General features: G+C 35.9%; 17 protein-coding genes. 8 read left to right on the forward strand and 9 right to left on the reverse strand.

What is annotated here, in order from left to right; translation table 11 throughout:
- Positions 1 to 51: 51 nt before the first annotated feature.
- Entirely contained in the window at positions 52 to 963 is a 912-nt protein-coding gene (locus MKX83_RS12480; protein ID WP_341055639.1) for a sensor histidine kinase, read from the reverse strand.
- Positions 951 to 1,616, reverse strand: a complete 666-nt coding sequence (locus MKX83_RS12485) for a response regulator transcription factor (RefSeq protein ID WP_341055640.1) — start codon at positions 1,614 to 1,616, stop codon at positions 951 to 953. The genes MKX83_RS12480 and MKX83_RS12485 overlap by 13 nt, the downstream gene beginning before the upstream one ends.
- Positions 1,617 to 1,998: 382 nt before the next feature.
- Between MKX83_RS12485 and MKX83_RS12490 the strand changes: the two genes are divergently transcribed.
- Positions 1,999 to 2,952 (forward strand): calcium/sodium antiporter, encoded by a 954-nt coding sequence (locus MKX83_RS12490; protein ID WP_224936508.1) that lies wholly within the window; start codon positions 1,999 to 2,001, stop codon positions 2,950 to 2,952.
- Positions 2,953 to 3,035: 83 nt separating this feature from the next.
- Here the strand turns inward: MKX83_RS12490 and MKX83_RS12495 are convergent, their stop codons facing one another.
- Entirely contained in the window at positions 3,036 to 3,788 is a 753-nt protein-coding gene (locus tag MKX83_RS12495) for a class I SAM-dependent methyltransferase (RefSeq protein ID WP_341055644.1), read from the reverse strand.
- Between the two features lie 425 nt (positions 3,789 to 4,213).
- Here MKX83_RS12495 and MKX83_RS12500 point away from each other — a divergent pair, with 425 nt between their 5' ends.
- The 4 genes from MKX83_RS12500 (at position 4,214) to MKX83_RS12515 (ending at position 8,483) form a co-directional block, all read left to right on the forward strand.
- A complete protein-coding gene (locus tag MKX83_RS12500; RefSeq protein ID WP_341055645.1) occupies positions 4,214 to 5,191 on the forward strand; it encodes a ZinT family metal-binding protein in 978 nt (325 codons plus the stop codon).
- A gap of 79 nt (positions 5,192 to 5,270) precedes the next feature.
- Positions 5,271 to 6,809, forward strand: coding sequence for a metal ABC transporter solute-binding protein, Zn/Mn family (locus tag MKX83_RS12505; protein ID WP_289433799.1), 1,539 nt, complete (start codon positions 5,271 to 5,273; stop codon positions 6,807 to 6,809).
- Between the two features lie 178 nt (positions 6,810 to 6,987).
- Positions 6,988 to 7,704: a metal ABC transporter ATP-binding protein gene (locus tag MKX83_RS12510; RefSeq protein ID WP_289433800.1), complete on the forward strand. Its 717-nt coding sequence runs from the start codon at positions 6,988 to 6,990 to the stop codon at positions 7,702 to 7,704.
- Positions 7,641 to 8,483: a metal ABC transporter permease gene (locus tag MKX83_RS12515; protein ID WP_341055651.1), complete on the forward strand. Its 843-nt coding sequence runs from the start codon at positions 7,641 to 7,643 to the stop codon at positions 8,481 to 8,483. The genes MKX83_RS12510 and MKX83_RS12515 overlap by 64 nt, the downstream gene beginning before the upstream one ends.
- Positions 8,484 to 8,749: 266 nt before the next feature.
- Here MKX83_RS12515 and MKX83_RS12520 read toward each other — a convergent pair whose 3' ends face one another.
- From MKX83_RS12520 to MKX83_RS12535, 4 genes are all read right to left on the reverse strand, one after another.
- Positions 8,750 to 9,289 carry an HAD-IIIA family hydrolase gene (locus MKX83_RS12520; protein ID WP_341055653.1) on the reverse strand — a complete coding sequence of 180 codons (540 nt, stop codon included), beginning with the start codon at positions 9,287 to 9,289 and terminating at the stop codon, positions 8,750 to 8,752.
- Entirely contained in the window at positions 9,273 to 9,866 is a 594-nt protein-coding gene (locus tag MKX83_RS12525; protein WP_289433802.1) for a histidine phosphatase family protein, read from the reverse strand. The genes MKX83_RS12520 and MKX83_RS12525 overlap by 17 nt, the downstream gene beginning before the upstream one ends.
- Positions 9,867 to 10,012: 146 nt before the next feature.
- Positions 10,013 to 10,738, reverse strand: coding sequence for a nucleotidyltransferase domain-containing protein (locus MKX83_RS12530; protein ID WP_341055657.1), 726 nt, complete (start codon positions 10,736 to 10,738; stop codon positions 10,013 to 10,015).
- Between the two features lie 215 nt (positions 10,739 to 10,953).
- Positions 10,954 to 11,535 (reverse strand): GNAT family N-acetyltransferase, encoded by a 582-nt coding sequence (locus MKX83_RS12535; protein ID WP_289433805.1) that lies wholly within the window; start codon positions 11,533 to 11,535, stop codon positions 10,954 to 10,956.
- A gap of 557 nt (positions 11,536 to 12,092) precedes the next feature.
- Here MKX83_RS12535 and MKX83_RS12540 point away from each other — a divergent pair.
- The 3 genes from MKX83_RS12540 to MKX83_RS12550 all read left to right on the forward strand — a co-directional run bounded on the left by MKX83_RS12540 (position 12,093) and on the right by MKX83_RS12550 (position 13,910).
- Positions 12,093 to 12,545 (forward strand): DinB family protein, encoded by a 453-nt coding sequence (locus MKX83_RS12540; RefSeq protein WP_289435167.1) that lies wholly within the window; start codon positions 12,093 to 12,095, stop codon positions 12,543 to 12,545.
- A 75-nt stretch (positions 12,546 to 12,620) separates the two neighbouring features.
- Entirely contained in the window at positions 12,621 to 13,475 is an 855-nt protein-coding gene (locus MKX83_RS12545; RefSeq protein ID WP_289433806.1) for a DUF2268 domain-containing putative Zn-dependent protease, read from the forward strand.
- Between the two features lie 15 nt (positions 13,476 to 13,490).
- Entirely contained in the window at positions 13,491 to 13,910 is a 420-nt protein-coding gene (locus MKX83_RS12550; RefSeq protein WP_341055661.1) for a hypothetical protein, read from the forward strand.
- Positions 13,911 to 14,048: 138 nt separating this feature from the next.
- Here the strand turns inward: MKX83_RS12550 and MKX83_RS12555 are convergent, their stop codons facing one another.
- Positions 14,049 to 15,095 (reverse strand): hemolysin family protein, encoded by a 1,047-nt coding sequence (locus tag MKX83_RS12555; protein WP_341055663.1) that lies wholly within the window; start codon positions 15,093 to 15,095, stop codon positions 14,049 to 14,051.
- Between the two features lie 2 nt (positions 15,096 to 15,097).
- The gene (locus MKX83_RS12560; protein WP_341055666.1) at positions 15,098 to 16,387 is read right to left on the reverse strand and encodes a hemolysin family protein; all 1,290 of its coding nucleotides are present in this window, start codon (positions 16,385 to 16,387) and stop codon (positions 15,098 to 15,100) included.
- Positions 16,388 to 16,396 lie beyond the last annotated feature (9 nt).

Genomic DNA, 16,396 nt, shown 5'->3' on the forward strand with positions numbered 1-16,396 from the left:
CTTTCTATGTTCTTTCTGAAATCTGTCACAATTGAAAGAAATGAAAAGTATTTATGATTTTGGAAGAAAAACTGAAAACAACGATCCTTGATTTTGCTTAGAGACAACTTTAATATAACCACCTTGGAGCATAATAATTTCTCTTGTCAAAAACAAGCCTATCCCTACACCTTCCATATGATACACCTCTTTAGAACGGTAAAACCGAATAAAAATCTTGTTTATTTCTGATTCTTTTATTCCAATGCCTGAGTCCTGGATGTCTATCCTACAGAAGCTTTCATATTCAAGTACTTTAATTGTTATTTCTCCTGCTTCTTTCGTATATTTATTAGCATTATCAACAATGTTTAATAATGCCTCTTTTGTCCATTTATAATCAAAACTAGCTTGTTCTAGCCCACATTGAAGATGAATACTTTGTTGCTTTTCGTTAAACATGGGCTGCAAATCTTTAATAATATCTTCTAGTAAAGGTCTCAATAACTGTCGTTTTGGCGTCACATGGATCATACCGGTTTCTAATCGCGAGGTATTTACTAAGGCTTGTACTAAAAAGCTTAATTTTGTCGTTTGATGGTTTAATTGATTAATATAAGTTTTTCCATTCACTGATAAGCCTTCCTCATCTAACAGTTGCCCATAAAGCATAATATTGGATATGGGTGTTTTAGTTTGATGAGCTATATCAGATATTAATGTCTTTATCTCGTCACGTTCTTTTGAAAGCTGTTCTTTAGATGTCCCACTTTCTAAGAGATACTGCCTCATCTTTGTTTCTATCGCGGATAATTTTGACTCATCATACGTCGACTCTCTGAATTGTCCGTTCTTAGCTGATTCAATCATCTCAGATAAGCGATTTAACATTCGGCTCATTTTTCGCTCATAATACCAATTTCCAAATAGCCATGTGCTTATAATAGATACAATCATCACCAACAAAACAGCTATTTTTTCCATGAGTAGCCTATCCCGTATACTGTTTCAATTCTATTCTCTACCCCTAACTTATCTCTCAGCCTTTTAATAGCAACCGAAAGAGCATTCTTCTCAACAAATGCTGATTCATCCAACCATACCTTATCTATCAACAATTCTCGTTGTAGAGTTTGCCCTCTATTGACGATTAATAAGCGCAACAATTTTTGTTCCGTTTTGCTTAATTCTATTGGCAGTGATTGATTCAAAAATTGCATTTTTTCGAAGTTGAAATAAAAATTTCCAATTTGATAAATATCTGTATTCTGATGAGATTGTTGTCTACGGAACACTGCTGAAACTCTTGCCCGTAAGATCATTAAACTGAATGGTTTCGTTATATAGTCATCGGCACCAAGTTCTAACCCTCTCACAATATCGACTTCAAGATCATTTGCTGTCAGAAAGATGAAAGGACACAAGTCATTCTTCATCATAGCTTGAATCCATTCAACACCATTTCCATCTGGCAAATTAATATCTACAAGCATCAAGTCATATATATCCTTATGTAAAGCAACAGTCGCTTCTTCTAATGTATATACTTGAGTAAATGAATAATTATCTTGTTTCAAACTCAGAGTAATGCCTTGATTCAGTGAAATATCATCTTCTATTACTAAAACTTTTTTCAACCTTACGCTTCCTTCCTAGGGACAATTGACATAAATCTGTCCCCCTTTTATTAATCCTTTCAATACTAGACGTTTGTAAAAATTTATTCACTGTCTGTTCGTAAAACTACAAGTTGGGACCTCAATCAGGTAAATTCATCTTCTTTACATATTAAGTACTTCTTAGAGTTTGTGCAAACAACATGAGCTATTAACGATTGAATACGCTTCCATTGATATTGAACTTTCAGTGATTGTTTACCATAGCTTTGGAATTTCCTTGATTAATGATAAAAGCTTCATTTTTTAAACATAATTAATATACATTCATAACAAATTCATGGTATAAACAGGTGTAGGAAGAAAATAATAGTAGATATCCATATAAAAGGGAGCGCTGATGATGACTTATATTTTATTACTTGTTGGATTCGCATTATTGATTAAAGGGGCTGATCTTTTTGTTGACGGTTCTTCCAATATTGCTAGGTTGTTAAGAGTCCCGCCCATCTTAATTGGGTTAACGATTGTGGCATTTGGTACAAGTTCACCTGAGGCTACTGTCAGTATTATTGCGGCACTAGAAGGAAGTGCAGATGTTTCACTAGGGAATGTGCTGGGAAGCAATATCTTTAACATCACACTTGTGGTAGGGGTTACAGCCTTTTTATATCCATTGAAAGTACAAAGTGAAACCATAAAAAAAGAAATCCCTTTCACATTACTTGCAAGTGTTACTTTGCTCATTCTTATGAGTGATATAGCATTGCAGGGTTTTGACAGTAATTTACTTACTCGTAGTGATGGGCTTGTCTTTTTATTATTTTTATCTATATTTATGTACTATGTCATTGAAATTGGCCTTAAAAGTCGGCAAAATAAAGAAAATATATCTACTCCTAAAGACATTACGTGGGGGAAAAATATATTCATTTCGATTATAGGTCTAGCGGCCATTATTTTTGGTGGGAATTTGGTCGTTAACAACGGGACAGAAATTGCATACTCCCTCGGTATGAGTGAAACATTAGTAGGGTTAACAATTGTTGCAATAGGTACCTCTCTACCAGAACTAGTAACTTCAATTACTGCAGCGTTAAAAAAAGAGAGCGAAATCGCTTTGGGTAATATTGTAGGTAGTAATATTTTTAATATTTTATTTGTACTTGGTGCCTCGGCAACCATCTCACCATTAGCCGTAAATGATAAAGTCTTTATTGATGTCATTCTTATGATAATCCTAACGATTGTTCTATTTATATTCTCGCGGACCAGTTTTAAAATCGGCAAAAGAGAAGGGTTCATTCTCGCTGTCGCATACATTATTTATTTGGTTTATATTATTATTCGTAATTAAAAAATGCTATAAAATAATTGAATGTGCATGATAAAAAAAGACTTCCATTTCTAGTTTGAAAGTCTTTTTTTTGTTTGTTTGCCCTATATGTTTGGCTTACGACATTTGATAATAAAGCTAGTCGGTAATAGACTGGCTTTATCAGGTGAATACCAGCCATTACTATGTCTATCTTTATCTTCTTCTGTTATACAGACCTCTTCGATCATTTGCTCAATATGAAAGCCAGAAGCAGTAAGTAAATTGATATATGTACTTAATTTATATTGTTGCATTGTTGCTGGTTCCTGCCATGCATGATGATCATAAGCACCTTCCTCATGATAGCTTTTAGTCATAACGAGTTGTCCATTTTGGCGGCTCATTCTATTATATAGTGGGTGCTCCCAACTAAAGATAAATAAACCACCATCATTTAAATATTGAAAGACATTGGCCAATGTCTTGCTTAAATTCGTCGACCATCCGATCGCGTATATTGAAAAGACAATATCAAAATACGCACTTGGAATACCAGGATTCTCTTCCATTGGAGACTCAAATAATTGAATCGATGTATTACTTTCTGCTAATAAATGCTTAGCTGTTTGAATTTGCACATGAGATAAATCAAGCCCCCATAACTCACTAGGAGATTTTCCATCTAAATATTTGATTGAATGACCACTCCCACATCCTAATTCCAATATCCTCTTTCCTTTCACCTCACCGAATAACTGTAAATCATCTTCAGTAGGTGCGAACGGACCATATTCAGGTAGCGGGTTTCTAGCAAAAAAACGCTCTGCGGCTTTATCCCAACTTTTTTTGTTTTGTATTAACGTTACATTATTCATACTCTCACCTCTTAAGAACATATATTCTTCTCTTGGGTGATGATGTCCTCCTTTTTGAGAAAAAACTAGGGTGATCATACTTCAATTTTGTGTCATAATACAGTACCGTTAAGCACTCCTGTTTGTGATACTTTTATAATTTTAAATATATTAGTTGCAGCGGATTTTATTAATATGACTAATAAAATAAGCTATATTCCCCTCTTTTCAGCCATTTAGCTATTAATTAGTTATTTATTAAAAATAAAAGATTCATATTGACAAAACTTAAAAAACATTATACTCTTTAAAACGTAATCGTTACGATTAACCAATAAAGATCTGCCCTGAAGAAATCATACTCTATACATATTGATCAACCTTCTAAAAGTATATTCTTTAAAACGTAATCGTTACGATTAAATTAACGCGAAAGGGTGTTTATTTTGAAAAAACCGTACTTATATTTAAGTGTAGTGGCTTTAAGTTTAGCATTAGTAGCTTGTCAAAATTCAGAAGAAACAGCAACTACTAACAGTACTTCATCAGAAGAAGGGAAATCTACAAATGATAATACAACTTCAGTAGAATCAGCAACTATTGCAATCGATGGCTTAGGTGACCACTATCACACTGGGGATACCATTGAGTTGGCTGCTGTATTAAGTGAAGAGGCTGATTATGATCACTGGCATTGGTATACAAGAGAAAGTGGCCAATCAGAATGGGAGGTTGCATCTGGTCAAGAAGGTGACACCTTCTCAGGCGAAGCAAGCGTCGATCGTTTAGAAATTAAAGCAGCTCTTTACAACGATAATCATGAGGTATTTGCTGAATCAGAACCGGTAACTATTGTTATTGATGATCATCATGGGCATGATGAAGAAAGCAAACAGATTTATCAAGGGTATTTTGATGATGATCAAGTAGCAGATCGTGAATTAACAGACTGGGAAGGCGATTGGCAGTCTGTCTACCCTTACCTTTTAAATGGTGATTTAGATGAAGTCTTTGCACATAAAGCTGAAGAAGGTGACATGACTGCGGAAGAATACAAAGACTATTATACAGAAGGTTATGTAACAGACGTCGAGCGTATTGTTATTGATAATGGTAATGTAACGTTTTACAAGGACGGAGAAGAGTTTTCTGGAGACTACGAATATGATGGCTATGAAATTCTGACTTATGAAAAAGGAAATCGTGGTGTTCGTTTTATCTATAAACTTGCAGAAAAATCTAATGAGATGCCTCAATACATTCAATTTAGTGACCATATTATATCCCCTCAGGAATCTAGTCATTTTCATCTTTATTGGGGAAATGATCGCGAAAAATTATTGGATGAAGTAACTCACTGGCCGACTTATTATCCATCTAACTTAGACGGCGATGATATTGTCCGTGATCAATTAGCTCATTAATACTTTGGAGAAGAGATGGATTGGTCCTCTCTTCTCTCTACTTTTGCAACACATTCTAACAAGGAGATTCATAGATAAAATGAAAAAATACCAAACTATATTCATATGTTTTACCGTGATAGCATTTCTTTTTGGTTGTCAGTCTCTAAATTCAAAAGTTGCTGGAAATAAGGATGAATCTGAAATAACTGTTGTCGCTTCCTTCTTACCGATGTATGAATTCACCAAGCAAGTGGCTGGTGATCGAGCAAATGTTCAACTTATGGTTTCAGAAGGTCAAGATACCCATCACTACGAACCTAGTGCCCAAGATGTAGCAGCTGTCAGTCAAGCAGATGTGTTTGTCTACAGTAGTGAAGAAATGGAGTATTGGGTAAAGAGCCTACTTAATACGGTAGAGAACAACAATCTCGTTATAGCACGTGCTGCAGACGGTCTCGATGAAACAAAACATGACAATGTGCATGATGAACACGACTCAACTGGAACAGAACAAGTGAAGATCAATGGGGTAGCAGATCATTACCATACGGGTGATGATATTCAACTTTCAGCTGAATTAACAGGAAATGCTAATTATAATCACTGGCATTGGTATCAGCAGTTAGATGAGAGTGAAGAATGGGAAGCTATTTCTGAGCAAAGTACTGAAACGTTGACAATGGTTGCTCCAGAGAAAAGTTTAAACATTCGTGCAGTTATTTATGATGATAATCATAATAAATATGCAGAATCAGAGCCAGTAAAAATTAATATTGATAACCATGATAACCAGGTAGACACTGAACACGCTGAACATAACCATTCCAAGAAGGAAGCGGAAATAAACATTAAAGGGTTAGCAGATCATTATCATACAGGTGATGTTGTTACACTAGAAGCTGAGCCGAATGATTCATTCAATCATAATCATTGGCATTGGATGATGAGAGAAGATGCTAACCAAGAATGGAAAGCAGTACCAAAACAAGTAACCGATCATTTTGAGTACAAAACAACTGGAAAAAGCTTCGAATTGAAGGCTGTTCTTTATGATGATAAACATCATATTCAGGCAGAATCTAACCCTGTATCTGTGTTAATTGATGATCATGAAGCACAAGATCCTCACATATGGCTTGATCCAGTTTTAGCACAAAATCAAATCAAAGCGATTCGTGATGCCTTAATTGAGGCAGATCCGGGTGGAGAAGAAATATATGAGAAGAATGCTGAATCCTTTATGAATGAACTTAAGGATCTAGATGAGGAATTTCAAACTACATTAAAAGATGCGAAAAATCGTGTTTTTGTCGTGCAACACCAGGCATTTGGCCATCTGGCGAAACGTTACAACCTAGAACAAGTTGCGATTGGGGGATTATCTACAGAAGTTGAGCCCAGTCCTTCACGTATTGCTGAAATCGGTCATTTAGTCGAAGAGAATAACGTACCTGTGATTTATTATCAACAAGGAGCGAGCTCCTCCATTGCTCAAACCGTTGCATCAGAGACAGGAACAGACACAGCTGTATTGTATGATTTAGAGGTACTTTCTGATGAATTATTAGAAAATAACTTAGGTTATATTGAAGCTATGCGTCATAACCTTAAAGCATTGCAACTTAGTGTACATTAGGATCAATTGGTGAAGGCGGTTATTTAAAAAAAGGCTAACTAACCAAGGTTTGGGTTTGCATCATTCTAGTTAGCCCATCTGGTTAATTTAACTTCTATCTATTAGATAAAGAATCAGATAGACGATCCTGCAATCCTTCCACCTTATTTTTGGAAAATGAAGAAAGGTAGATGAAAAAGTGTTCTATATAAAAGTAGATGATCTCTCTTTCCACTACGAAAAAGAACCCGTCTTAACAAATATTTCATTTGAGCTAAACCCGGGTGATTTTGTCATGTTAACCGGTGAAAATGGCGCCGCAAAAACAACTTTGTTACGTAATATTTTAGGATTGCTTAAGCCTACTATGGGGGAAGTTACGCAGTCTCCTACTAATCGATATGGTGAGAAGTTAGTGGTTGGATATGTTCCCCAACAAGTATCTTCATTTAATATTGGTTTTCCTAGTACAGTCTTAGAATTAGTTCAATCAGGACTCTATCAAAGGGGCAAGTGGTTTAAAAAGTTGACTGAAGCGGATAAAGATCAAGTGAAACGATCCCTTGAATCTGTAGGATTATGGGAATTGCGTCATAAAAAAATTGGTGAATTATCAGGAGGCCAAAAACAACGAATATCGATCGCACGTGTATTTGCTACAGATCCGGACTTATTTGTTCTAGATGAACCTACTACGGGAATGGATAAAAAATCAAGGGAGGAATTCTACCAATTATTGCGACATCAAAGTGAAATACACGAAAAAGCAATTCTGATGGTGTCGCACGACCACGACGAATTACGAAATTATTGTAATAAACATATTGAACTTGTTCGAAAGGAGGAATTGCCTTGGAGATGTTTCTCTATGAATTCATGCAGAGAGCTTTCCAAGCCTCGATTCTCATCTCTTTAATTGCCCCTATGCTAGGCTTGTTTCTCATACTACGGAGACAGTCTCTGATGGCAGATACTCTAGCTCATGTTTCTTTAGCTGGTGTAGCACTTGGATTATTAGTTAGTATCAATCCGACTTGGACGAACATTATCATGGTGGTGATCATTGCGATCTTACTGGAATACTTACGTATGTTATATCGCACCTATTCAGAAGTTTCAATTGCTATTTTAATGTCTGGCGGGATGGCCTTAGCATTGTTTTTAATGAGTTTGAACCAAGGTGGAACGACACTTAATATCAATCAGTTTTTATTTGGTTCTATCGTAACAATTAGCACACAACAAGTATGGATGCTCTACCTCTTAGCGGGAATCATCGTCATACTGTATATCATTTTCCGTAAGGCGATGTACGTTTTAATATTTGATGAAGAAACAGCGTTTACTGCTGGATTACCAATCAAAACGATGTCGATTGCTTTTAATGTATTGACCGGAGTAACGATTGCTATTATTATGCCTATAGTTGGCTCCCTGCTCGTATCCGCCATTTTAATTCTTCCTGCAGCCATTTCTATGCGATTGAGCCGTAGCTCTGCAAGCACAATTCTATTAGGGATACCTATTGCGTTGACTGGTATGTTAAGTGGTTTATTTACATCTTATGAGTATGGTACGCCTCCGGGTGCCACTATCACTTTAATCTTATTGGCCCTATTTGTGATAGCAATCATAGTAAAAAAAGTGATGAAACAAAACCAAAAGGAAAAAATTACTTTGAAAGAACAGCAGTAAATGGTACAACATCATAAAATCAAGCTTCATAAGGTTCTGGTTCTATGTCTTGTTAGGGTGGGGATACTATTTCCACCCTTAATTTATCTTATGGATACTTTTATTTAGCGTATTTAAATTCAGAGGTTAAGTAGTTTTTTAACTCTCCACTTAAATCTTGTTCTATTTCCTTTTACATCTAAATAAGTTTCACATTCATATAAAATATTTTTCAAGTATCATAATATCTTATCTGTTTGAAATAGCGTTCCGTACATATCGAACATTTATGTATACTCTCGATGAATAACGTTCATGGCCTCGTCTATCCCTTCAACAACCTTATCCAACTCAATGTCTTTGAGTCTCTCCTGGTGCTCTTTTAATGTTTGCTCTCCTGCCCCAGTTTTGACTAAGATTTTCATTGCACCTACTTTTGAAGCGGCAACCATATCACTCCAGCGGTCGCCAATTACGACGGTTCGAGCTAGGGAAAGCTTATAATCTTCTGCTGCTTGCTGGAGCATTTCAGTATTTGGTTTGCGACATTTACATTCCGCTTCAGGGGCATGAGGGCAAATATACACTTGATCGAATCCGAAAGAAAGTAATTCGTGAATAAATGCCGTTTTTGTCGTTAATCCTTTCGCAATTCCAGGTTGGTTCGTGAAAGCAAAAACCTTTATTCCCTTTTCCTGTAACTTGCTTATATTTTCTTTTACTCCGGGGAAGAGTCTAAATTCCCCAGGATAATGGATGGTGTCATCGCCACCAATTGTGCCATCTCTATCTAAGAAAACAGCTTGTAATTTATTGTTTTTCTTCATGGTGACCTTTCCCCCAAAGGCGATTAACCGTTAGCAGTTTCTCTTCAGCAAATATCATCTCATAAATATCAGGTTTAGTCGTTTGTTGAAAAAATTGAAAATCATACTGTTTTTGAAAGTAATTCATTATAATCGTCATGATATTTCCATGTGTTCCAATGACAATGGATTCTCCCATGTAATTGTTTAAAATCTCTTTTATGACTGGGATAGAACGTTCTTGCGCAGCAACTGTGGATTCTCCTCCAACTAAACAGTAATTTTCGTCTTTAAATGACTGCTCAATGGCGGATAATAATTCCTTTTCTTCTGCATGGTAATCGAGCCCCTTAATTGGTCTTTCTCTTAGATTTTCATATGTTTTGATTTGTAGTTGCCTATTTTCTGCAACCTCTCGAACAGTCTCGATTGCGCGTGTATATGGACTAGAGATGACTCTATCAATCTTTTTATCCTTTAAAACCTCAGTGACCTTAATTGCTGCTTCTCTTCCCCTTGGCGATAAACCTCTCGTTTTCTCCTCACCAAATATAAACGGTGATTCTGCATGTCTAACCATATATATTGTCGTTACCATAGATTTCCCCCTATCATTCTCTATAAGACTCGAAAAAAATTCCGATAATTTCGAGTCTTATAGTTAACGTAAATCCAAATATATAAAATTCTTTATACAATCTCCACTTTTCTTTTTACGCTAAGAATAGAGCACAATGACATTCTTTATTCTGCACCACCCTCATGTTTCTCTTGACCTAGGGAAAAGCCTGCAAATAATCTCCCACCATATGGAAGCAACACCTCATAAGTAAGTGCGATTAACCCTGCTTTGCTGTTTTTCTTATAATATTCTTCTAAACTGTCGGTTAGTTTGGAAGCAAAATGAGGGTCATAGGTTTTTAATGCTCGAAATAACCATTTTGAATCGCCTATCCATTGCCCTTTCGTTCGTAAATAGAATTCTCCTAATCTTTCAACCAATGTTTGCACAATGAATACACCTTCTGCTCTATCCTTACAACCAGATAAATCGTCTAATACATCTGTTAAAAAGTAGCGTTTCATTATCGTATTTGCATCCCATAATGCTGGTCCAAGGCATAACAAGTCAGCAGCTTCTTTTTTAATTTTTTTAAACATTCCATCTTCTTTCAAGATGATTCCCTCCATTATCGTTTTTGCTAAGGAAGGTTTTGCTCGTTCATAATCACTTTGGAGAAATGCACGATAGGAGTTGTAATTATGGACGAATATCTCGATAGGCCAACCATCTTTTATACAAGAATAACGATAAGACTCTCGACATGTTGTAAAAATTACAATATCCAAATCAGAAGTTGCTGTCGCTTCTCCTCTGACAACACTTCCAGCTAATACTGCACTTGCACATCGAGGGAAAGATGCTTCAATGAAATTCTCAGCTGTTTCTATAGCTGTTTGCTTAATCAATAATATCACCCATCTCTGATTTTATTGACAAAAATGTTACAGAGCATAATAAGGACCAAAAAAATGAAGTACGAGATATCTATACCCCTTAATTTATAGTAGTTGAGAGGGTTAAAAATGGGGAACTATAAATTTGCGAAAGGCATGGTGTGAAACATCCAACATGCCTTTTCTTTTTTTATTTAATCTTTATCATACTTATATTAGATTCGGTTTTACAGAAACTTCTCATAACAAAAACATTCATATGCTCGCTTATACTGTGATTTCACTTCTTCTTTGTTATCACCGACATAATGCGCGAAGGTTGTCGTTGGTAGGATATTTTTATCTTTGCTAAAAATGACATCACTACCCTCTTCTTCATTGATATAAAGATGAAGATAGGAGTAATCACTAGTAAATCCGTTTTGCTGGTACCAACTGTTGACTCCATTATCGTCTCTCGTCCACGCTTCTAACCGATGGATGTTTTTTTTACGAGCTATTCGCTCAGCTTTTGTCAGTAATGCGCGCGCAATCCCTTGTCTTCGGTAATCTGGATGGACAGCGATATGCCATATCATGCCACCGAGTCCACTCCCCTGGAAACAAATACTTCTTTCTTCATTTTCATATTCTACATCGATCAAACCGACAACTGTTTGGTCCGTGATAGCTATAAGTTCAATCGCTTGATTTTCGTAATGCTCTTTTGCAGTTAAAACATTGTCATAATAAGCTGAATCCAAAAAGGCAAGTACTCTACATCTCACCCAACCTATTTCATCCTCTGGTCTATAAGCTCTTATTTCCATTTACTCTCTCCTTAAGTAAAAGAATCCCCTAAACACCTACATGCAATTTTTGTTAGATTCATTGTGAAAATGGCAATCACTCCTTTCAATATGAAAGTCTTTATGATTAAAGATAAAAGGCATTAAATAAACAAACGAGAAGTCCAGTTTCTATGGATATAGAACCAACACACTTTGCTAATTGGTCTCACATCCCATTCTATAGAACAAGATTGGCAGAAACAGTGCCTTTTTTGTAAAACGAAATAGCCGATTACTATTATTTTGATATTGCTTGGCATGAATATCTTTCTTTCGAGATTTCAGTTATCCATTTGAAAATAAAAAGAGCACGCTCTTTTTTTCCATAATTTACTTTACATTTCGATTGCAATAAAAAAACAGATGGAAATTTGATACAGATGATTATCTGGTCAGTTTATAAATTGGAGCCTAATTTATTTTCTGTATTTCCTAATTTTTCTTGCAATTGATCAACTTCCTTTTACTTTTTTTGCTATAATTAATAGTATCATATTTTGGAAAAAATGTAATTTTGTAAGAGGAGTGAAATGATTTTGTTCCAGTTCTTTCAATACAATTGGCAAGTGAGAGATGAATGGTTGACACTGTTGAAAGACATCCCTTCTGAAGAACTATTAAAGGAGAGGGTCGGTGGTGTCAGGAGTATTCTTTATACTTTCTTCCATATCATTGATGTGGAGTATAGCTGGCTACGGTGTATCAATGGAAAAGAGGATGTCCTATTTGATTATAGTGACTATCAGACACTTGATCGTATTCAATATCTATCAAATCAACTAAGAACTGAAATAAGCGCTACCTTTCCTCATGATGTACCTATAGATAAACAAGTTTTTATTCCTTGGGACTCTGGTCACCAAAATGTGACTGCGATTCTTCATCATATGATTGCCCATGAAATTCATCATATCGGCCAGTTGTCTATTTGGGCGAGAGAAATGAATTTACACCCTGTCTCTGCTAGCTACATTGGGCGGAAATTTTAATCGGAGGTATCTATGCGTTTTACTTATTTTTGTCTTAGCTTAACAGTGTTGTTTTTATTATGCGGGTGTTCTGAAATGAGTAGGAATGAAAAATTAGAAACGAACTGGTCTTTCCAAACTGAAAACGGACAATCATTTAATATTGTAGAAATCCAACATTTAATGGAAAGGTACATAAAAGATCATGATGAAGAAGATGCTATATTCGCAGATTATAAAGAAGCGGTCATTGATCCTATTTATAATGATTGCTTTCTTGACGGCGAATTTCTTCATATCGCTGAAGATGTATTGTCACATAACCCGGAGAATTTCGACAAACTACAAAGAGCCATCGAACGGATGAATAGTAAGGAAGTAAAAGATAGCTTATCCGAAGCATTAGAGCTTTCTGCTGCTGCCTTACCGATAGAAAAGGAAATCAATGTCTGCTTACTTCCTGTTTCCTACCCTGGTTTTGGAATGGCAGTAGGATCAGATAAGATTCTCATTTTGTTTGACGAGTACCTTTCCATCGATCGTTTTAAGGTTACACTCGCTCATGAATATCATCATAGTGCCTGGCAAGCTGCATATAGAGAGCCATCTGAGAAATGGACTGTCCTAGATAATATGGTTTTTGAAGGAAAGGCAGTGATGTTTCAAGAGATCATTTACCCTAATCAACAAATGATCAATACAAATGAGATTTATGACCAAGAGGCATGGGATTATGCTTCACCTCATTTCGAAAAAGGAACACTCGAGCACTCTAATGAGATTCTTTATGGCGGATTTGATCCACTGCCACCATTGTATGGCTATTCTGAAGGCTACCGAATGGTGAAAAATTACATTGAGAAAAATCCGAAAATGAGTATTCCGGAATGGACAAAACAAGACGCTGCCACTATTTTTAAAGAAGGTAATCATGAGGAAAACTATGATTAAGATAGGAGAGCTCTTATGCAACATGGAAATGTATTAATTCCTTCAAAAAAGGGACTGTTTCTCTATAAAAACACCTTTCAACAAGAAAGCTTATTACGCTCAGATGCTTCGTATAAATTGATATATGCTCTAAACGGACCCATTCATTACGATCTATCACAAAGAGTGGAAAAACTAAAGGTTAATCAATTTATTATGGTTGATCCATTTACACCTCATCAGCAATTATTTGTTGAAAAGCAAAAATTTCTCATTGAAATCAATCCTTCTTTTTTAAAAGATGTGAATGAATCTTTTGGTGTTGAACCTATTGATATTGCATTTGCAGCGGTTATTCAGCTCAATCCAATGATCACGAAATGGATTGAGCTGGTCATTGAAATGATGACACTAGAAGAAGAACGATCAACAGCCGATGTTTCGCTTATTCCTTGAGAACAGCTACACACAGCTAGCGATCCTTCTATTAAAACACAACAATACATACGAATAACCATCAGCTACCAACAGAGCACAATACGAGGCCTACGGTTGGTCTTAAACTCTCACACATTAGGTAAATCATATTAGTTATTAGGTTACCCTATAGCCTTCCTCACCAATTTCACCAACAATTTCCTCTAGAACATCCTCCATTGTGACAATACCAACAGCTTGATTTTCTTCATTATGAATAAGTGCCATATGCTTTCTTGTTTTTTGCATTGTTAGTAAAGCTTCCTTAATTGGAGAAGTCTCTAGAAAGTTTGGAATTTCATGAATAAGATCAATGATAGATACATCTTGATCCACTAGACTTTTCGTTAATAATTCCTTTGCATTTATATAACCTTTAATCCTTCCATCTATCTTGTCTTTAACAGGATAACGAGTAAAAGCGTGTTTTTCTAAAATATCTAATAAGACGGCAAGGCTCATGTTTTTTTCAAGTGTAATGATACTTGCTTTAGGAATCATGATATCTTTTAGTTTTCGTTCATCAAAACTAAAAATATTTTCTAAATAAGTAAGTTCTGCTTGGTTAATCTCACCACTTTCAAAGCTTTGTGTGGCAATCAACTTTATTTCTTCTTCTGTATGCGCTGTTTCATGTTTCGACGGTTCGACACCAAACAATCTTAGAAGACTTTGCGAAGCTCCATTTAAGAATTTTATAAACGGTTTTGTTATTTTCCCAAACCAATATAATGGAGGAGCAAGTAACAATGTCATCTTCTCTGAATATTGGATCGCCAATGTCTTTGGAGCTAATTCTCCAAAGACAACGTGGAAAAACGTGACAATCGCTAAAGCAATGAAATACGACAATAAAGTGGCTGTTGCTTTAGATACTTCGAATCGTTCAAAAACAGGATGTAAAATTTTTTCTACTGTTGGCTCACCCAATGCACCGAGTACGAGGGCGGTAACAGTAATTCCTAATTGGCATGCCGATAAATGATAATCGAGCCCCACAACCACTTTTTTCGATATTTTAGCCTTTTTATTTCCTTCTTCAATCAGTTGGTCAATTCGTGACATTCGCACCTTAAGAATAGCGAACTCTGCACCAACAAAAAACGCGGTTAAAATAATAAACACAACAACAAGAAATAGATTTAAAATAATCATACCGTCCATTCTCAATCCCCTTTGGGTTCACCTCCAATATGAAGTCCTTCTAATTGTACTCTTTGGATTTGTAGTTGTTTTACTTTCATTACTGTCCAAGTGAGACCGTTTTCTTCCACGACATCTCCCTTTTTTGCCATGCCCGCTAATTTTTGATGAATCCAACCACCTAATGTATCAATTTGATCACTATTTGCGAATGTCATCCCGAATTTTTCTTCTAAATCAGCCAATAAAACGCGTCCAGAGATACAGTATTTGTTAGGTGCACGATACTCAATTTCTTCGACTTCCTCTTCGTCAAATTCATCGCGAATTTCACCAACAATTTCTTCTAAAATATCTTCTATCGTAAGTAAACCAGAGGTACCACCGTATTCATCCACAACTATCGCCATGTGAACACCGATTTTTTGCATTTTGATGAATGCGTCGTATATTTTTGTTGTTTCTAAAATAAACGGAATAGGTTGAATAAAATCAGCCAAGTGATATTCCCTTTTGCCTGCCATCTTGGTCAACATTTTTTTAACATTAACGATGCCGATCACTTGATCCTTTGTGTCTTCTATCACAGGATATCTTGTAAAATGATGCTCAATCATCATTTGCGCAATTTCTTCCCTTGTCATGTTCTGCTCGAACACAGCCATATTAATTCTGGGAACCATGATATCTTTGGCCACCCTTTCATCAAAGGAGAAAATATTTTCCATATACTCGAGTTCGGTTTGGTTGATTTCACCGCCTTTATAACTTTGGGTCATGACAATTTTCAATTCTTCTTCCGTATATGAGTCTTCTTTTGCTTTTGCCGGCACGCCAAACATACGTAATATCACACGTGATGTTCCATTGAGTAACCAAATGAAAGGAAACATGATTTTTCCGAACCAGTAAAGAGGGGGCGCTAATAATAAGCTCATTTTTTCGGCAAATTGAATCGCTAAGGTCTTAGGTGCCATTTCACCGACAACTACATGTAGAATTGTTACTAAAATAAAGGCAATGGCATATGAAAGAACTGATGATAATGATTGTGAAATATTTAACCAATCAAAAACAGGATATAATATCTTCTCAACGGTTGGCTTACCGAGGGAACCAAGTCCTAAAGCTGTTACGGTAATCCCCAGTTGGCAAGCTGATAAATTATAATCTAAGTTATCTGCTACCCTCTTGACAGTAATTGCTTTTTTATTCCCCTCATCAATAAGCTGATCAATCCGTGACATTCTTAGTTTGACAACAGCAAATTCAGCTGCCAGGCCTAGTGACAGGGTTCCTGCTGTAGACCGCAAAGTAAAATT

This window comes from Cytobacillus sp. FSL M8-0252 (assembly GCF_038007345.1).
Classification (GTDB): domain Bacteria; phylum Bacillota; class Bacilli; order Bacillales; family Cytobacillaceae; genus Cytobacillus; species Cytobacillus kochii.